Annotated in this window: 15 protein-coding genes; 1 reads left to right on the top strand and 14 read right to left on the bottom strand. The window is 37.3% G+C overall.

Annotated features, from left to right (window positions below):
• Nucleotides 1-33: 33 nt before the first annotated feature.
• The 14 genes from H7U17_RS03875 to H7U17_RS03810 form a co-directional block, all read right to left on the bottom strand.
• Nucleotides 34-534 carry a hypothetical protein gene (locus tag H7U17_RS03875; RefSeq protein ID WP_186755059.1) on the bottom strand — a complete coding sequence of 167 codons (501 nt, stop codon included), beginning with the start codon at nt 532-534 and terminating at the stop codon, nt 34-36.
• 16 nt (nt 535-550) lie between these two features.
• Nucleotides 551-1,015: a collagen-like protein gene (locus H7U17_RS03870; RefSeq protein ID WP_186755732.1), complete on the bottom strand. Its 465-nt coding sequence runs from the start codon at nt 1,013-1,015 to the stop codon at nt 551-553.
• A 16-nt stretch (nt 1,016-1,031) separates the two neighbouring features.
• Nucleotides 1,032-2,087 (bottom strand): metallophosphoesterase family protein, encoded by a 1,056-nt coding sequence (locus H7U17_RS03865; RefSeq protein ID WP_186755057.1) that lies wholly within the window; start codon nt 2,085-2,087, stop codon nt 1,032-1,034.
• A 30-nt stretch (nt 2,088-2,117) separates the two neighbouring features.
• Complete coding sequence (locus H7U17_RS03860; protein ID WP_186755056.1) at nt 2,118-3,644, bottom strand: SusD/RagB family nutrient-binding outer membrane lipoprotein; 1,527 nt, start codon at nt 3,642-3,644, stop codon at nt 2,118-2,120.
• Between the two features lie 28 nt (nt 3,645-3,672).
• Nucleotides 3,673-7,089, bottom strand: a complete 3,417-nt coding sequence (locus tag H7U17_RS03855) for a SusC/RagA family TonB-linked outer membrane protein (protein ID WP_186755054.1) — start codon at nt 7,087-7,089, stop codon at nt 3,673-3,675.
• A gap of 136 nt (nt 7,090-7,225) precedes the next feature.
• Nucleotides 7,226-8,278, bottom strand: coding sequence for a FecR family protein (locus tag H7U17_RS03850; RefSeq protein WP_186755047.1), 1,053 nt, complete (start codon nt 8,276-8,278; stop codon nt 7,226-7,228).
• Nucleotides 8,279-8,526: 248 nt separating this feature from the next.
• Nucleotides 8,527-9,075 carry an RNA polymerase sigma factor gene (locus H7U17_RS03845; RefSeq protein ID WP_186755045.1) on the bottom strand — a complete coding sequence of 183 codons (549 nt, stop codon included), beginning with the start codon at nt 9,073-9,075 and terminating at the stop codon, nt 8,527-8,529.
• 263 nt (nt 9,076-9,338) lie between these two features.
• Nucleotides 9,339-9,890 (bottom strand): RNA polymerase sigma factor, encoded by a 552-nt coding sequence (locus tag H7U17_RS03840; RefSeq protein WP_186755043.1) that lies wholly within the window; start codon nt 9,888-9,890, stop codon nt 9,339-9,341.
• Nucleotides 9,891-11,101: 1,211 nt separating this feature from the next.
• Nucleotides 11,102-12,106 (bottom strand): ABC transporter permease, encoded by a 1,005-nt coding sequence (locus tag H7U17_RS03835; RefSeq protein ID WP_186755041.1) that lies wholly within the window; start codon nt 12,104-12,106, stop codon nt 11,102-11,104.
• Complete coding sequence (locus tag H7U17_RS03830; protein WP_230981256.1) at nt 12,103-13,074, bottom strand: ABC transporter ATP-binding protein; 972 nt, start codon at nt 13,072-13,074, stop codon at nt 12,103-12,105. The genes H7U17_RS03835 and H7U17_RS03830 overlap by 4 nt, the downstream gene beginning before the upstream one ends.
• 5 nt (nt 13,075-13,079) lie before the next feature.
• Nucleotides 13,080-13,937 (bottom strand): COG1470 family protein, encoded by an 858-nt coding sequence (locus H7U17_RS03825; RefSeq protein ID WP_186755039.1) that lies wholly within the window; start codon nt 13,935-13,937, stop codon nt 13,080-13,082.
• 347 nt (nt 13,938-14,284) lie between these two features.
• Nucleotides 14,285-15,937 carry a PepSY-associated TM helix domain-containing protein gene (locus H7U17_RS03820; protein WP_186755037.1) on the bottom strand — a complete coding sequence of 551 codons (1,653 nt, stop codon included), beginning with the start codon at nt 15,935-15,937 and terminating at the stop codon, nt 14,285-14,287.
• 2 nt (nt 15,938-15,939) lie between these two features.
• The gene (locus H7U17_RS03815) at nt 15,940-16,239 is read right to left on the bottom strand and encodes a hypothetical protein (protein ID WP_186755035.1); all 300 of its coding nucleotides are present in this window, start codon (nt 16,237-16,239) and stop codon (nt 15,940-15,942) included.
• Nucleotide 16,240: 1 nt separating this feature from the next.
• Entirely contained in the window at nt 16,241-16,567 is a 327-nt protein-coding gene (locus H7U17_RS03810; RefSeq protein ID WP_186755033.1) for a DUF3325 family protein, read from the bottom strand.
• Nucleotides 16,568-17,313: 746 nt separating this feature from the next.
• Between H7U17_RS03810 and H7U17_RS03805 the strand changes: the two genes are divergently transcribed.
• Nucleotides 17,314-20,373: a beta-L-arabinofuranosidase domain-containing protein gene (locus H7U17_RS03805; RefSeq protein WP_186755030.1), complete on the top strand. Its 3,060-nt coding sequence runs from the start codon at nt 17,314-17,316 to the stop codon at nt 20,371-20,373.
• Nucleotides 20,374-20,394: the final 21 nt, after the last annotated feature.

Here is a 20,394-nt window from a genome sequence, read left to right as displayed (position 1 = left end):
ATGGTTGTCTTCTGTTAACCTTTAACTCATCCATTATTTTATATGCAGTACATTGGTAATCTCTTTGTAATTCAAGTTTGCTCCAATGGCCTCAGAAACACCACTGTTTAATATAATATACCGAAACTCGGATTCAGACGCGTCAAAGGTGCTGCTGATAATTATTTCTCCAAGTCGTAATTGTTGTGTGATATTATCTTGATCGGAGAAAAAATTCAGTTCCCTCACGGCACCAGAAGAAGTTTTATAGTAAACCAAAACGTCTCCTTTATCCAAGACTTCCTGACTTATTGATGGGTTTTCCATGATCCCTACCCAGGTCCTGTTTTCTCCTGAAAACGCTATAGTCATCCATTCAGATGCGACCACTCCCTCAGTAATTCCTACCCCAGGTTCTCCAGGTTCTCCGGGCTCTCCTTTCTCTCCAGCGTCTCCTACCTCGCCCTGTAAGCCTTGAGGTCCTTCAGGCCCCTCTACAACACAGCTTGAAAAACTAATCGCGTATATCAACAATATTAATATTGAATATTTCATAATACTTTAATTTAAATTAGATTCCAGAAGAAATAACATACCTAAACTTTGCACTGTTAGGATTTAACTTAACTGTACTTATAATAACCACCTTGCCCTCATACAATTCGTAGGTCACCTTATTTGTAGAAGTATAGGTTCCCTCATAAGGCATTTTATAGATATACTTTCCAGATAAAAAGTAGTACATATTGACTACCCCAGAATTAAGTACTTCATCCGTAATCTCTGGAGCCAAGATTTCAGATTTCCACTCCCTTCCTTCACCTATGAATTCGTTACTTTTCCAATCAGAGTAAAATACATTCAAACTTTCCAATTCTCCATTTTCTCCTTTTGGCCCTAGTTCTCCAACTTCTCCTTGAGGACCCTGCTCACCTTGAATTCCTTTTGGTCCCACCTCGCCTTCTTTGTAAATACAACTATTAAGGGATAGCGTGACTACAAGAAGGCATATGATTTTATATATTATTGTTTTCATTTCATTAAAGTTTAATTTAAAACTTGATTTTTCTAGAATCGATCTTTGATGATGGACTCATTTGATCGGTATACTCATAATATCCTAGATCGTATGGAGATGGCGGGACAAAGTTGGCCTCTCTTCCTTGGATATTGATCTGTCTGACATTTCCATTGATTTCAACTATTGCGAAAAGTGAATCATCATATGGATCCGCACTGGGAAGGATGGGATACTCTTTTTCCACACTTTCTGGATATCTTCCAAAAACCTTTTCATGGTCCCTTCCTGAATACTTATAACTTGCGCTGTTGATTTGAACATGATTTACACCATCCAATTCCAAATGCCAGTTTAGGTGCTGATGACCACTAAAGGCAGCAATTACTTTCTTTCCTTTTTCATTTTCTTTTCTAAAAATCCCAAGCACATCATTTCTATTACTTACTAGTTTGTTGATTGGGACATGAGAAAACACTATGGTAGGCTTATCAGTTTGTGCTAAATCCTTCTCCAGCCACACCAATTGTTCTGGTGAAACCTGATTAATTTCACTATTACTATAATCGTAGTAATTCTGATGGGAATAAGGCAGGAATTCCTCTCCAGATTTGATATAATTATTGTCTAATATCACAAAGTGAAAACCTCCTTTGTCAAAAGAAAAATAAGCTCCCCTATCACTTTGGGAAACAAAGTTTAGAAAAGTTTCCTTGCTGTTTACATCCAAATCATGATTGCCTAAAACATGAAACTTATCTCCAATAAAGCTGTTCCAAATCTCAAGAAAATTTGAATTTTTTATTACAGGAAAGCAAAAATCCCCTAGCTGAATGATGAAGTCTAGATTGGATTTGTTTGCTTCCGTAATAAACTTGCCTAAACGATCTTCAGCATCGGGTATCAAATCTTGATGAACATCTGTAATCACTCCAAACCTAACCGTACCACTTGTCAACACCGGACTATTTGATTTATTTTCTGAATCCTTATCCAATTCGGAATCTTGAACGCAGCTAAGTATAGATGGGAACACAATTATTCCTCCTGCTAAATCGAATAACCTAGCAATAAATTTCTTTCTATTCATGACATAAATAAATATTAGTAAAAGACGAGGCTAGTGATAGGGAAATGGGCTAGGATTTTTAAGTATATCTTCTCCTTGGATCATCCACATTTTGGAAAAAATATTATCTCCTTGATCCAAGCGACTCACTGCTTGTGCCAGGTTAGACTGGTTATCAGTAACTTCACCCAATGGATACAAATACCTCAAAGGAAGATTTCCATTATTATATAATGTTGAAATATCGGGTTCTACATACTTCCCAAAGTCGGGGTAGCCAGTCCTTCTAATTTCAAAGTAGGGCTCATAACCTCCTTGCATAAAGAAATTAAGATATTTTTCAGAAATGATCCGCTCGAACATCTCTTCTTCATCTCCTAAAAGCTTTACATTTTCTTGAGATAAATAAGCTTCTGCCTCTGATTCTCCAATCCCAAAAAAAGCATAAGAAGCCCTAACTCCAAGATCAAAATGAGTATCAGGTGCGTCTTGAATCCAACCTCTCAATGCCGCCTCTGCAAGTATAAACTGTTGCTCTGGATAGCCTATTACCATGGTAGGAGGTCCCACAGGGTTTCGATGGTACTTGTTATTTACCCTGGAAACTTTTTTACTATCCTCTAAGGGATAATTGGAATTATTTGACTGCTTAGGCCAAGGATTAGTCCCATAGTAATTATTAAAATCATCTGGGTCTAGGTCATTTTCTTCCGCATATATAGTTGGCTGAGCAAACTCCATCAACCTTACATCCCGGTGATCCTTCATATATTCCGCCAAAAACTGGGTGATTCTGATTCCCGAAATAAAGTTATTGTTACTGTAGATATAATAATTATCAGGATTATCTTCTTCATAGAGTATTGGGCTGTCATCCAATTGGCCCATCAATGGATTATTGGCTTGGTCATCCACAATCTGAGCAAACAAGTCTTGAACATCAATATCCTTTACACTAGTCTTTGTGGTTAGATTGATCAAGACCCTTAATCGAAACATGTTTACCAATTTTCGCCATTTTGCAAGATCTCCGTCATAAATAACATCACCTTGAATTTGCTCTCCTCCCAAGGAAGCTAGTCCATTATTAGCTTCTTCCAATTTTTTTAAAATTGAATAAATAATATCCTCTTGTTGATCATAGCTAGGATTGGAAAGTCCTTCGTCTAACTTATTGGCCTGAGAAAAAGGTACATCTCCGTATAGCCTAGTAATATTAAACATCCAATAAGCTTCCAAAAACTGGCCAATTGGAATATATGCCTTTAAATCAACTCTTTCTGCTTCCTCCTTCATCAAATCTATGATAGTAAGCCTACGGTAATCCGCCGTAAAAGACCTTCGATTCCAATTCAAATGAGACCCGCCGAATCGCCAGTCTATATAATAGTTATCAATCTGTCGATTGTAACCATAGTATACTGGACCAAAAGTATCTAATAACACATAAGTCAGAAGGTTTCCAGGGTTGGTCACCTCTGAGCGATTTGGGTTTTCACTCACCTCATCCAAACTCATTGAGCAACTAGCCAATAAGCTCAATAAAGCGATAAGACAATACCCTTTTATAGATTGCATGATTTTCATGTTGTTTCAATTTGTAATGTTAGAATTTTACAGAAAAGTTAAGCCCCACATACCGTTCTGTTGGATAGCCCAAAGTTGTTACTGCTCCATCAGGGTCCTCATGTGGAAGTTTTTTCCACATCCATAAATTTTGTCCTATCAAAGACACGTCAAGCCCCTTTATCCATTCTGTTTCCTCTACAAAATCAGATAGATCATAAGTCAGTGACACACTTCTGAGTTTGATAAAAGAAGCATCATACACATTCCACCCTTCCGTCATTCTTCCTCCCAAGCTTCCCATTTTCCTCATCCAGTCTTTGAACATTACAGGGATTTCACTTGGGGCAAACTTCCTGGTGTCACTAATCACATCCCCTTGGGAATTATATATGATTTCCCCTTCAGTAACCACCACTGCATCTTCAGGGATATAAGAAGGAATCTTATCCCAATCTTCTTCTCGTAGAGGAGTAGCTGTTCTAGGATCTTTTCCTGTCTCAATCATTCTTGCATTCAACTGTGAATAAATCAAACCTCCAAACCTAGCGGTAAACTGCATATCAACTGATAATTTCTTATACCTCAAGAAATTATTAAGCCCAGTTTCCAGCTTTGGGTCTTTGTTTCCCAGATTTCTATTGAAATTATCAACTATTGGCAAGCCATTATTATCTACTACAAAGTTGTCAGTACCGGGTTGCTTTAGATATACTGGTGCAAAAAACGAGTCTGTTCTGTCCCCTACTTTTAGATAACCATATTTATATTGGTCATTGTAGATATCGTAAAGGACTGTTTTAAACTTGAAAACATTCGCTGAAATATTCCAGTCCAAATCCTTACTCTGGATTGGCTTTAATCCCAATGTTATTTCAAAGCCATCTCTTAAATAAGAGTTTCCATTTGTCAACATCGTTCCATATCCGGAAGGGGAAGGAATGCTTACTTCTTGAATCCAAGCTTTATCCAAAGTATTGAAGTAGGCAAAATCGATTTTTACCTTATCATCGAAGAGCCTTAAGTCCAAGCCTAACTCGTAAGAATCGGTCATACTTGGTTTGATATCTGGATCAATCGCCCTATCCACTGGTGCAAACGAAGGACTATTTCCCCAAACCCTAGAGAGATAATAATAATTGGCCAAGTTATATGGGCTCATATCTCTACCCACCCTTGCCCAGGAACCGCGAAACTTAAGGAAGCTAATTTGCTCTGGCAACCTGATCAATCGTGAAGCAATTATACTGGAAGATACTGAAGGATAGAAATAAGACCGGTTTCCTTGTATCAACGCTGATGACCAGTCATTTCTACCTGTAAACCCAAAGAATAAGGACTCTTTCCAAGAAACAGTAGCTGACCCAAATAATCCAAACATACGTTTATGGTTTGTCCAGTTTTCTACCGTTGCTTGTTTTTTGGAATTGGAAAAGTTGTACACATCTGGCACGATCAAACCTCCCACTGTAGTTCCTGAAAGGCTTTTTGTCAATTCTTCATTCCAGTTTCCTCCTCCCATTAGATCAAAACCGAAGTCTCCAAACTTCTTCTTACTATTAATAATAGCCGTGACATCCAATAAAGATTCATCATAAGTGTTTTTGGAATAGGACCCAGTCTCTCCATTCACCCATGCATAAGGCTTCTTGAATTCGTTATTTGTAAATTGGTAATCGTTCCCAAGCCTTAGCAATAAACTCGTCTCCTCTCCCAACTTATAATCCAAGGAAGCAGAGGCAATAACTCTTTTTTTGGAATATGGACGAAGATATTCATATGCCAAAAACCACGGATTTTGAAACCAAGCATAATTATAGTTTCGTTGCAAATATCCTTCTTGCCCCTCTACCCAATAGTCCTTTAAATCCATTATATCATTATTGGCTCCCATATAAAGGACCGTATTATAATATACCTGATCATTTCCATAACCTACAGGAGGATAGTTATTGGTAAAAAGATTACTATAATTTAGGTTCGCTGCGAAGGTAAGTCTATCAGTAACCTCGTAGTTACCACCCATATTAACTCCAACCTGATTTACATCAGTATTAGGGATCATCCCCTTTCGATACATCTGGTTCAAACCTATATTGAATGCTCCCTTACCTATTTTTTGTGAAACGCTAATATTATTATTGGTTACAAGTCCATTCCTTAATAGATTTTTGAGGTTGTCAGGATGTGATCTCCACGGAGTTGGGATTCTTTCACCAGTTTCTGGATCAACTGGACTGTTATATTGCGGGGTCTCCCAATATCCACTTTCAGTATTAGGATCGGATTGATCCATTTTTGGTCCCCAAACCCAAATATCATCATAGAGTCCCCCTCCTTTTCCGTCTACATAGGCGTATTGGCCAAATTCACCCTGTCCATAAATCGTCTGTACTTTAGGTATTGTAAGATATCCAGTTGAAACTTGGGTTGAAGAATTAATTGAAAGTAGTAATTCCTCTTCCCCTGAACTCTTTGTGGTAATCACTATCGCACCATCTTTACCTTTAGATCCATATAACACTGAAGCCTGAGGCCCCTTTAACACAGTAATCTTCTCTATATCATCAGGTGCAATCCCTCTAAAAGAATTTCGAATAGGAATCCCATTTACTACGTAGAGGGGCGTCCTTCCCCTGAGGGAGATGCCAGGGTCTTGTAATAAGCCTGAACGACTATTTACCCTTAGACCGGCTATCTTTCCGTTCAGTATATCGAGGAATTGATCACTTTTAACTTTTTCAAATTGTTTTCCTTTTACTTCTTGGACAGCATAGCCCAAACTGGCTTCTGCCTTTTCAATTCCTAAAGCAGTTACCACTACTTCATCCAATGATGTAAGATCTTCTAGTAATATAATATCAATCTGGCTTTTATCCCCTACATTAATCTCTTGGGAAACAAAGCCAACAAAGGAATAGACCAAAGAGGCCTCTTCTGGCACTAACAAAGAATATTTTCCATCAATATCAGTAGAAACGCCCATCGTTGTGCCTTTGATGACCACTGTCACTCCTGGAATGGGTTCCCCAAATTTGTCCACAACGGTGCCATTTACAGCCACTTCCTTCACTACCTCTGTAAACGTTCCTCTATCCAAAGTCTTTACACTGATACGATCGTCTACCTGCTTAAACGACAAACTATGAGAACGGGAAAGTTGTAAAAGGATATGCTCTAAGGATTTATTTCTCACTTTAATAGAAACTGGTGGTGCTTCCTCTGTCAGAATTTCATCATAAATAAAAGTGAATTCGGTTTTAGACTTAATGGCATTGAAAACTTCTTCTAAAGTAGCCTTATCCATGTCGAGATCTAACTGAACTTTGCTAATATCCAAAGCTCCTTGTGCATTCGATGATTCTGCGTACAACAAGTTGAAAAACAATAGCTGTACGAAAAAACCATACAAATAGAATTTGCCTATCATACAGATCGCATGTAAGATTTTTTTCATAAATTTGAAATGTTTTGGTGTTAAGAGACATTAAAACGTTGGCGAATAGATTGGCCTGAGAAACTCATCTATTCTCCTTTTCAAAAGCCATCAGTTTACCTGTTGGCTTTTCTTTTTTTATTTTTTTCACATAGTATTATGGTTTTTTAAATTGAACATTTACTTTATTTTTATCTTTATAAACCTGATAATCAAACCCATAAGAATAAGACAAACTTTCTAACACATTTACCAGCATAGCCTTTTTAAATTCTCCAGACACCAGTTTACCTGCATTTGGAAGATTTTCAATATCTATCTCCACATTATACCAGCGTTCCAAAACCTCAAATACCTCACTGAAAGTTACCCGGTCAAAGACAATAATCCCTTTTTGCCATCCAATTGCTTTTTCTATGTCAAAATTCTCAACTGCCGTCAGGGCTCCAGCTATTATTCTGACTTCCTCGCCAGGTTCCAAAATGACCTGAGTATCATTTTTTTCTTGTTGGTATACCTTAACCCTACCAGTTGTCAGACGAACTAGTGGTGCTTGCCCCTCAAACGACTTGATATCAAAGGAAGTCCCCAATGCCTCTGTAACCACCCCTGCACTCATTACCCTAAAAGGGATGCTGTCTTTTTCCACCTCAAAAAATGCCTGCCCCTTAAGAAAAATATCCCTGCTGTTTTGTCCAAAATCAGATACATATCTAACTTCACTGTCTGCATTCAATATTACGGTAGAACCATCGGGCAGCTTCATTTTACTCTTTTGCCCTTTTGGATTTGCATGTACAGTCCATTGCTCTTGGCTTACTGCTACTGTATCTGCTTGGCGATCGAGACTAAGAACTACTACAGTACCTATCAAAATCAACAAAATTGCTGCAGCCCGCACTAAAGTACTTTTAGCCAGACGCCTAAATATTGTTTCTTCATTCTTTTCTCTAGTGACCTTGTGGTTTACATTCAGATCAGCCCCATGTCCATCAGCTCTCTCCAAGTGCCTATGGATATTTGAGAGCATCAGTTCCCTTAGTTCCTCTTTTGTCAATATAGAATCAATCTCTAGACCTTGCTCCATTTGGCTATCATACCAATTATTTAGTCGCTCAAGCTCCTCTGCTTCTATCCCCCCTCCCCTTAATAGCTTTCTTATTGACTCTTCTATATACTTTGGAATATGTTCGTTTTTTCTTGTCATCATATATAAGTACAGCTCGGTACGCAATCTTACTTTCAGAGCATGTTATTTATATATTATCTATTAAAAGGAGTTATTAATAACCGGGTAACTTTAAAATCACAAAAAACTAATAGTCAGCAATTTATAAGTAATTAAAAAATTATTAAAACATCTTTTTTCAGAAAGAAAAAAGATTAAAAAAAATCATGAGTAAATAATCGAAAGAGAACTATCTTAAACTGAGCAATCAGCTTAACAAAAGACAAGCCTTACAAAAAAATAGAATAATAGCCTTTCAGCTCCTTCTTGACCACCTTGGTTGTTTTGCTAATAATATTATGCACTGACTGCGTGGCCATGCCCACTTGAAGTCCAATTTCTTTTGCATTAAATCCCTCTAATTTATTAAGTCGAAAAATTGTTTTATGTGTCTCTGAAAACTTTTCCAGACACACCTCGATTCGTTCATATATCTCCTCAAACTCTAACAGATTATTCTCCTCGCTTAACAGTTCAATCCTACTATTCTGTAAAGTCTCTTGTCTCCTCATCTTATCAATAAACCTAAAGACCTTATACTTCACTGCAGTCAGTAAATACACCTTTGGATCTGACATAATCACAAGCTTATTCCTCCTGTTCCAAATATCGATAAAAATTTCTTGAACAATATCCTGAGCAAGGTCCACAGACTTTATTCTTGCATAAGCTGAACCATACAATAGTTCCCAATATTTATAATACAAAGCATCAAAAGCAGATTTATCTCCTTTTCTCACTCTTTCGAAAAGTCCTATATCTATGGAGGATTCCTTCATTGTTTTTCTTGAACGTCTACTTGCCGCCTTTTAAATAACCGCAAAAACACTTTGCAAACTAATATTTCCTTCAGGAAATGAATATAACCTACCTTCTCCAAAGACGGAGTTCGTTTAAAGCAAACATTCACAAGGTTCCATAAAAGGAGATTAATTCAAAATAAAAAACCAAAATACAATAATAAAAACATAAAACAATAAAGAAAAATACTAAAAAACAAAACAACAAACATATTACAGCAACAAAAATCACATAAATAATATCATAGAAAAATCGAATAATGATCTTTGAGTTCTTTTCTCATAAATTTCGAAGTTTTGGAGAGAATATTATGGACTGATTGAGGTTCCAATTCTACTCTGAGGCTGATTTCTTTGGCACTTAGCCCACCTAATTTACTTAAAGTAAATATCTCACGGTGGTGGTCTGGAAGCTTGTCCAAACTTAACGCTATCAAATTATATATCTCCTCAAAATCTAGTAAATCATTACTATTATAATAAGTCAAATCGCCATTTTCCCTGTCCAATTGCTCCAACTTGGCCAATTCATCTATTACTCTAAAAACCTTATACTTTACCGCGGTAAGCAGGTATACCTTCACAGTGGATCTAATTTTGATCGTTTTCTTCCGATTCCATATATCAACAAAAATCTCTTGCACAATATCTTTGGCCAAATCACAAGACTTCACTCTTGCATAGGCTGCTCCATACATTAGCTCCCAAAACCTATCATACAAATTATTAAATGCTATATGGTCACCCAATCGTACTTTTTCAAACAACGCATTATCCGCTTGATCAGTAATCATCACTATCTCCTTTTTACGATAAAACAGTAAAACTAGAAAAAGTCAAAATGATTTCACCATGATATTGTTTATGAAATCATTATCATTCACCATGCACATTCGTAAATAATATTTTTTTTAATACATAATCTTATATTCGAAAAAATTGAGGCTCCTAGGATAGATTTCAAAAGCATCTCCACTTCACTACTCTTTGAAAAATGCTTGACTATCAGATCTTATAACTCAATTTACAAACCATCTGATATCCTAACATGTTCACTTCTTCTCTAAATCAATCAGAATAAACGCTGAAAACAAAAGCAGACGAGAATTCTCATCTGCTTTTATTTTAATAGGTTGATAGGTTTTAATATCTATCATTTGTTTTGAAGGCCTATTGATTAGGCTCTTTTCCTTATAGCATTTCAAATGTATATTTTATAATAATCAAAACCCAAAAAAGTACTTTAGCCTAATATTAATTATAACAGCTATTTTAACCTTAAAATAACCTATGTTTAATGGATTAATTCAAGCATTTACAATATAGCTATTCCTTCAGAGTACCTTTATTAAAGCACATTACCACAATTTGACCAGGTGAGGATTGAAACCTTTGGGTCCATGGAAATCTGTTACATGAAAGAAAATCCTATCTGAACAATTTGATTCCCCAACAATTCGGAAAATCAAATCAACCATTCAGCGCCTAAATAATTGGAAAAATGTTGACTGATCGCGATGATGGCAAGAAGGGTTTTGAAGCTTCCTATAGCCAAAATATTGAAAGGTGTGTCTCCTTGCTTTTTGAGGACTTAAGGTATAGACTACCCTAAGTCCCTGATAAGAGAAACACGGCTAAAACACGGGATAAACACGGCTTAACTAAGGGTTAAATGCGGGGTTAAAGAAGGAAGGTCAAAAAGGTTACATTCATTAATATGGAGCATTTTCATACCATTAACCTGATTTCTCAAAGCCTGTCCGCCCACCGCGGGGGTCCCACAGACCAAGCTGGCCGGCGGACAGATTTAATTAATCATTTCTATGAGATCTGTACTGTTTTAAGAGAATATTATGAAGAGTAAGGTATACCAGCGAAATAGTGGATATACAGATTAATTATTATGAATACCTAAACTTCAAAGCAAAAACGGCTTGATCTAAAACGTTAATGAAAGAAATATCACTTGATCATATAATTTCAAAATCTATATTAATCCCTACTATCAAGTCCTTATCTCTCTTCTCATAAACAAATAATACGACAGCGCAAAGCACATCAATGTAGCTGCTATCAGGCCACATAACTGGGGCCACACAATCATCAAGCTTTCCCTAAAAGGAAGCGGAGAAGGTATCGCTCCTGCCATCTGTTCCATGGTAACCGGTCCTAGACTTCTTACGGATGGCATAAGTAAAGTAGTGGTGGCATCCGTATAGAGCTGACTTGGTGCCAGCCTTAAGAGATTCAGTATTAATTCATTGAAATGCAGCATTTCCATTTGTGATACTTCATTGGCAGCTGGGGCAAAGGTCTTTGCAGCAATATTGATGACTATTTGGTAAAACACGGTAAAAAACAACCAAACACCGATGGTCGTTAGCGCCGAGGTTGAAGCCTGCTTGAAAACTATGGACAGCAAAATAGATAGCCCCAACCAAAAACCAACATAAATAGTGCATAGAATTATGAAACTCATAATTCTAAGTACCTCTTCTATTTCTATAAGAACCCCAGTAATGACCATTCCCCCTCCGATCATCAAAAGGGACAAAGAAAACAGTAAGGCCCCCACCAAAATCAAGGAACTCACAAATTTTGACAATAATAAATTGTCCCTATATACTGGTTGAGCCATAATCCTTGTCAAAGTCCCATTTTGTTGTTCTGAATTAATGGCGTCAAACCCCAAGCTTATCCCTAGTAAAGGGCCCAGAAAATTGAGAAAAACATGAAAAGGAGGTAGCGTCCCAGCAGTAGTTGTCAGCATTTTAAGATACACAAAAAGCTTATCAACATCTTTTGTTTTAGCTACTACTTCCCTTAAGTTGCCCATGGCCACTGAAGTAGCACCCCAAAATGTAAGTACAATAAGCACCAATAAAATAACAAATCTCCAACTACGAATATGGCCGGCTATTTCCTTTCTCACCAAAATCCAAAATGGTTTAGGTTGGCCTTCTACTGTTAAGAAAGAACTCCATTCCAACGAATTCATGAATGCTTTCATTGATCAATTTGCTTCTTTAAATTACTATCAAAATACTTTTGGTAAATATCTTCCAGTCCATAGGATTTCTTCTGAACACCATTTACACGATATTCCTTTTCCACAAAAAACCGAACGATATCAGGCGTCACATCACGGCTACTCGATATAGCTATATTTTGACCTTTTGCCGATACATGTTGAACAAAATCCAACTTAAGAACCTCTTCTTCATCCTTCCAAGGGAACTTAACATCATCTTCTATGGTAATATTCACTTCATATGTTTTCTCCTCAAAAAGACGCTTTGATAAAGTATCTATATTACCTTCCACCAAGAGCTCTCCTTTCACAAAAATTCCTACTCTGTCACAAACCTGTTGAACCTGATGAAGGTGATGAGAAGAAAGCAAAACGGTCAGTCCCTTTTCCCTGCTCAACTTCATGATAAGCTGGAGAAATTCCTTGACCCCGCTTGGGTCTATCCCTAATGTGGGTTCATCCAAAATGATAACCTGAGGTTGTTTGATAAGCACTTCGGCCAAACCCAAACGTTGTTTCATACCTCTCGAATAAGCAGCTGTCTTTTTATGAATCGCCTCCTCTTCGAGTCCTACCATTTCCATAGTTTCAAGGGCCCTTCCCTTCACTTCGTCCCTTGGAATCCCATTTAATTCCCCTATATACATCAGGTTTTCAAGTGCCGTCATATTATCATAAAAACCAACACTATCTGGCATATAGCCCACAAGTCTCTTTACAGATATGGGGTCATTTGTTGCATTGAATCCACAAACATGGGCCTTACCCTCCGTAGGTTCAGTCAATCCCATCATCATTAGGATAGTAGTCGTCTTTCCTGCTCCATTTGGTCCTAGCAATCCAAAAATCTCTCCTTTATTGATGCTGAGGTCCAAGCCATTCACAGCCTTGAAAGCCCCATAACATTTTGTCAGGCCTTCCAATTTTATGATTGGGTTATCCATCATACTTTTTATCTTCTACCAAATTTTCTGATAAGGTAAACCACAAAACCAACGGCAATAATAATCACCAGAATGCCCACTCCTCCTGAAAGCATGGATGTTTTTACGGTCATCCTATAGGTAGCTGTACTTGTACTTGAAGCATTTTTTGCCGTAAACTTACTCACATAATCGCCTGCCAGGGTCTTATCGGGCACAGTCAAAGTAGCGACAACATCCTTAGTCTTACCAGGGGCCAACTCTTTGATCTCTGAAGGAGAAAAGGTCACATCCCATTTTGGAGGCGTACTGGATGATAGGGATATTTCATTTAAAGACAAGGAACCAGTATTTTTGACCTTTAGGTGGATTTCTGATTTCTCCCCCTCGGTAATTTCTCCACTTAGCCTGCCTGAAGGCGTGGTAAGTTGTAAATCATAATTTCCTTCCACAACGGCCTCAAGCTTAAGTTCCAAGGAATCATTTTCAGTAACAGCGTAAACCGGAATATTGTACTTTGATGGTTTAGCACCATAGGCTGGACGCACTTCAATGCTAACATTTTCCGATTTACCTGCATCCAACTTAATGGAAGTCAGCTGGCTTCCCATGGCCTTAAATATTACCCTCCACCCATCTGGGGTTTCTGCCTCTAGCTTATAGCGCTGGGACTTCCCTGAATTATTTTGAAGCGTGGCTTGATAGCGAAAGGTTTCATTGACTGGCGCTTCAATATTAATTAACCTGGCATTAAAAGAAGAAGTTGATGCTGAATTTTGTGCAGATACCTCCAATGAATTGAAGTATAAAACAAAAGCCAATAATAGTGTAAAAAGATGGCTAAACCCTCTTCTGGGGCTTTTCTTGACAATAATATTTACTGACATAATAATAAATAAGTGAAATTTATAAATTAAATGAATAATGTTAAATCCTAGCCTATTTATCGTATGATAGCTTTTTAAGAATTACGGCTTCAATTTTATAGTGAAAGAAAAATATTTACAAGAAATTAACTTTTTTTAACAATTCTATTATTTCATTAAAATGACCTAATACCTAGTGGGACAACCTATTTTCAATTATCAAGCACTTAGCATCAAGAATATACTTTTTGGTAACAAGCACCTCATTTTTCATCTCTCTCCTTCAAAAGGAGGACCCTACCCAAACCTTAACCTACTAAAAACCTTTTCAATACGATGAAAAAAATCAAATGTTAAGAGACTTCACCTTACAGATCCCCCACTGATAAAGTGTCAGCTCCAACATCTTTATTGACATTTGATTTATTGGTTCTTATTTTAACAGGCGACTTTTCAGCAGCTTTTCTTTTAAGACTCAAGCCTATAGTCAATGCAGTTATTGAAATCAGCACCCAAAAAACATCAATTATAAAAATGTGATAATAACCTGCTGGAAAAGTTATCCATGGCCAATTTCCACTAATAATTCCATTTGCTAATGGCACCAATAAACCTATTAGCGCTCCAGATATGAGTGAATACTTATTGGTAAAATAATTGTCCCGCTTAAAGACAAAAAAAGCAGCAAAAGCCAGCCAACTATAAAAGAAAATGTGATAAATATCCGTCATTCGCTCTGGACCGAAATCATGTAAAAATACTTTGACCAATACAAAAGTAAGTGCCGTGACTGGAAACAGACTGAGACAAGCAGCAAGATATATCCAAACCAACCAGGCATTGAACTTTCTTTTCTTCTCGGCTATATGTTTTTTATCCCTGGCCACCAACCAGATCATTACACCTGAAATGATCACAAAACATGATACTATTCCAAGTATAAAATAAATCACTTTCAAAGGTACTCCTCCGTAGTCTCCAAAATGCAGTTGCGTAATCACCGCAGTAGCAGCATCCAAATAAGAAGTCTCCGTAAATGGATTCACAACATGCTCCTCATCACCTGTAAGGACATTATAGATAATTTCTCCCCTTCCGGCAAACTTTAAGTCATATTGGGTATGTCCTTCGAGGCCAACCTTCATATTAGCATCCCCATAATTAAATACCTGTAAAGTAGTCACTTCAAATCCTTCCCATTTAGAAGTAGCCTTTTCTAAAAATTGGTTGATCTCGGGCGTTTCCAAAAGGTGTTCATTAGCCATTTTAAATTTAGGGGGATTAAAACCGAAATCCTCGTACAATTGGTTGGTATCTCCATCATACATAAAATTCACCACTGCAGGCGACATCACGCTGGTACCTATGATCAAACATGCCCCGGTTACTGCATAAACAAACTGATAGGGTAAACCTATTATTCCCAATGCAGTATGGGCATCAGTCCATATATTTTTTAGACTTGCCATCGGTCTAAAAACGTAAAAATTAGAAACGATTTTTTTCCAGTGCACCAAAACACCCGTGATGATAGCAAAAAGAAAAAAGAAAGCTACAAAACCTGCTAATATATAGCCCGTTGTGCCCCATAAATTAAGCTGTGCAAAAAAGTGCAAACGATAAAGAAACTCACCAATACTATAATTACTGGCATAAGTATAAGTGCTAAAATTATCAGTATCCATATAAAAGAAGCTTCTCTTTTTAGCTTCTTCGCTAGCTGTTGTGTCTTTTGAAGCGGACAAATTAACGTTGATCCTACGTTCATTGAAATATTTGGTAAAAGAAATATCCCTACCATATAGTTCTTTTTGCGCAGCTAAAGTATCCAACATGATATCCAAGTCCACTGCTTGAAGTCGACTTGCTTCGCTGACGGGTTCATTTCTTTCCCAACCCACTATTTCATCCCTAAAGAATGAAAATGAACCTGCAAAGAATATAACATACAAAGCCGCGCTTATGATTATACCACTTATGGTATGGGTGTGGAAAAGAATATTGTAAACCCGATTGCTCATAATCAAATGATGGGATGATAAATTTTACTGATATAAATAATTGCTGAGAAAAACACTGTCGCCAAAAGGTAAACTCCCCAAGCCTTCCAACCATTTTTAAAAAGAAAAGCCAAAAGGAAAAGCGTGGCCCAAAGCATAAAGCCCCCAAACCTCAAAGTGGTAAGGACATTGACATGATCTAGCCAAAATCCTATGGCCATAAACAGAGTAACTGTTACTGCATAGCCTCCAAAAAAACCAGCTGTTATCTTGGCAAAACGCTGTGTATTGGAAGTGCTAAGGTATTTTTTATTGGCTGGCATATTATATCAATTCAAATATCAGCGATAAGACAAATATCAAAGTCAGGATTTTATAATTGAGAAACCTTATTGGGGCAAGAACTACTACAAGGCTTCCTGCAGTCATCAGAAGAATAAAAAAGGAAAAAATCCCAGCCCCAAAACCTGCGGCTGCTAAGCATAGCAATAAGGCAATCAAGAACTGTGCTCCTCCCAAGTATTTTGCCCTATTGGGATTTTGCTGTAGCCATACTTCTATCCCCAAAGACTGAGACAACTTTTGTCTTTTGGAAGTATTGTAGAAACAAAAAAAGCCTGTAAAGGCCAATAAAGCCGCTAATGTTATCATTTCTGGAGTTCCATTACTTTATGTCTTCGACAAAAGTATATGCAATGAACAACCAAAACAACTTTATTTAGATTTAATTTAAATAATAATAAAAATCAATTTGATTCTAGATTTGATAGAGAGATAGTATATTCCACCATTCCATTTTTCCATCTGATACCTTACCTTTTTACTTTCCTTATTTCAAAATTTTGGGTCATATTGAAAATCCCCAATCCATCTTTTAAATACTTCTACACGCAGACTATGTATATTTTACTATACTCATTTTCCTATAGTTCCTCGTCGGAGCTTTCCTATAATACTCCAAACAGGATGATCTCATATTGGTGAATCATTAAGCATACAACAACTAGTATGATCAAAGTATGACGTCTACAGTATAAACGAATTAGGCTTCCATATAAAGTTATTACAAAGGAAAGCCAAGCCCATTAAAAAGCCCGACACTAAAAAGCACCAAGCAGCGATGCCATATATTGGATGGAAATTTACATCATTGGCCTTTAAGGAATTCCAATGCTAGAAAAACTACAGTTAATATAGTATTAATGTATGCCTAAATAAATCAATTCCAATTGGTAGATAAAATTTACTTTTGAACATATTCCTTTTCTTGTATGAAATGCAACAACCTATAAGTAAAACTCTTACCTATATATCCTAAAAAAGTTTTAATGTAATAATATCTCTAAAAAGTAAGGTATGAAGGTAATTTTCGGAAATCCCCTAACAAAACAATAAACATGAAATTTAATAAAGTACTTATTTTACAGCTTTTTCTTTTGTTGACACTTACAATCGATACAAAAGCTCAAAGTGGAGATCAAATCCTTGATGGAATAGGAGAAACTGACCTTATAGCACGCTATATTTTAAATGGAAATTTGCAGGATTGGTCAAGAAACAATCTTCATGGCCAATTCATGGGCTCCAATGAAACTTATGTACAAGATAAAAAATTCAAGAATGTCATCTCGCTACCTGAAAACAGTAAAGGTTTCATCATCCTTCCGAAAGAAGCTTTAAACGGTCTGGAATCATTCAGTATATCAGGTTGGATTTATTTGCATTCAAATAAGCCTGATCAAGTATTCTTCGATTTCGGAAATCAAAATAATGGCAACTTGGCTGTAGTGTCTGTTGAAACAAAAAATGGTATCTGCTTTCGAGCCCAAATCAAAAACGAAATAGAAAAAGAATTCACTGTCCATTCAAGTGACCTCAGGCCAAACAATTGGAATCACTTGGCAATTATATTAGACCTGCCCTCTAAAACCTTAAGCATTTATCTTAATGGGAAACTGAGTGATCAAATCAATACAGCATCCCTGGAAATTCATAATCTAATCAATCCTTCAACCGGACAAAAAAAGCTTTATATAGGTAGATCAATCAGTGATACTGCCAATTTCCTTAATGCTAAGCTTTATGATTTCAGAATTTACCGAGTTCCTCTAAGTGATGGTCAAATAGCCAGTATCTATCGTAATTCTAGGAATCAAGACAATTCCAGTCAAGTAAACGAAAGAATCCAGCCAAATGATAATTTTCCCAATTTCGCCGATAATCACCCCCAATTGTATAATGAATTTTTGACAGGAGTAAAAGATATCATAGTGGAAACGGAAGTAGGCTATCTTCCCCAACTTCCTAGATACATAGAAGGTACCTACCGCAATGGTCTCAATGGCCCCAAGGTAAGGGTAATATGGCCTGCTCCAAAAAACAATGACCAAGTTCTTCAAGCAGGAAATTATACCATCACGGGAAGGGTATCGGGAACTGACTTACAGCCCAAAGCCTTAATAAAAACAACAAATGATCGAAGCAATTCTACTCCAAAGCGTAATATTGAACCATTCAAATTAAAGGAAGTATCCCTTGATCCTAATTCAAATGGGCTAAGGTCCAAGCTAATGGAAAACAGGGATAAATTCATCTCAACTTTAACCAAGACCAATCCTGATGATTTCCTTTATATGTTTCGAAATGCCTTTGGCCAAGTTCAACCAGATGGAGCAAAAGCACTTGGAGTTTGGGACACCCAAGAAACTAAGCTGCGTGGCCACGCAACAGGCCATTACCTTACAGCAATCGCTCAAGCTTATGCCAGCACATCTTATGATCCTGCTCTTCAAGAAACTTTTAAGGAAAAAATGGAATATATGGTCAACAGCCTCCATAAATTATCAAAGATGTCTGGTCGCCCCAAAAACAGTAATGGAGCTTTTGTTGCTAATCCAACGGCAATTCCTTTTGGCCCTGGAAAATCATCCTACGACTCGGACTTAAGTGAAAAAGGCATCCGAACCGATTATTGGAATTGGGGAGAAGGGTATATAAGTGCTTATCCCCCTGACCAGTTTATCATGCTAGAACAAGGAGCTACCTATGGTGGCCAAGAAAATCAAGTTTGGGCTCCATATTACACACTTCACAAAATTTTAGCAGGGCTAATGGATATTTATGAGGTCAGTGGCAATGAGAAAGCTCTTGATATAGCTTCTGGCATGGGTACTTGGGTATACCGCAGGTTGAGTCAGCTGTCCACTGACACCCTTATCCATATGTGGAACAGCTATATTGCAGGAGAGTTTGGTGGGATGAACGAAGCCATGGCCAGGCTTTACAGGTTAACGGATGAGCCACATTATCTGGAAGCTGCTGCCTTATTTGACAATATTAAAGTTTTCTATGGAGATGCCAATCATAGCCATGGCCTGGCAAAAAATGTGGACACATTCCGTGGACTTCATGCCAATCAACATATACCACAAATCATGGGAGCCCTAGAAATGTACAGAGATACCGGATCTCCCAAATATTTCGATATAGCTAATAATTTTTGGTATATGACCACCAATGACTATATGTATAGCATTGGCGGTGTAGCAGGTGCCAGAAATCCAGCCAATGCTGAGTGTTTTATCAGTGAGCCGGCCACCCTTTATGAAAACGGATTTTCAGCAGGAGGGCAAAATGAAACCTGCGCCACCTATAATATGCTCAAATTAAGCAGAAACCTCTTTTTCTTTGTACAAGACCCGGCGTTTATGGACTATTATGAAAGAGGGCTCTACAACCATATATTAGCTTCAGTAGCAGAAAACACTCCTGCCAACACTTACCATGTCCCCCTTCGGCCAGGATCCCATAAACACTTCAGTAACCCTGACATGAAAGGTTTCACTTGCTGCAACGGAACTGCCATTGAAAGTAGCACAAAACTTCAAAACTCCATCTATTTTAAGAGCAAAGACAATAATAGCCTTTTTGTCAACCTTTTTATCCCATCTACTTTGAATTGGGAGGAACGAGACATACAAATAGTTCAATCAACCTCCTTTCCTAAAGAAGACCATACCCAATTAAAGGTAAAAGGAAATGGAGGAAAATTTGAGTTCAAATTAAGAGTACCTCAATGGGCCACAAAAGGGTTTTACGTAAAGGTAAATGGCAAGGAACAGCATATCGATCCAAAACCAGGGACTTATGCAACAATATCGAGGAAATGGAAAGACGGGGATATCATTGATATTAAAATTCCTTTCCAATTCCGTATAGAATCAGTAATGGATCAACAAAACATCGCCAGCTTATTTTATGGTCCGATTTTATTGGCCGCACAAGAAAATGAACCTCGGAATGATTGGAGAAAGATCAGCTTAAATGCCAATGACATCGGTAGCTCCATTAAAGGAGATCCAAAAACATTGGAGTTCACCATTGATGATGTAAGCTTTAAGCCATTTTACAATACCTATGGCAGACATTCGGTATACCTTGATATAAGCTTAAAATAAAAATACTTCCTGGTGTCTATA

This window comes from Echinicola salinicaeni (assembly GCF_014280965.1).
Taxonomy (GTDB): Bacteria; Bacteroidota; Bacteroidia; order Cytophagales; family Cyclobacteriaceae; genus Echinicola; species Echinicola salinicaeni.
This window is presented reverse-complemented; position numbering and strand designations above follow the sequence as displayed.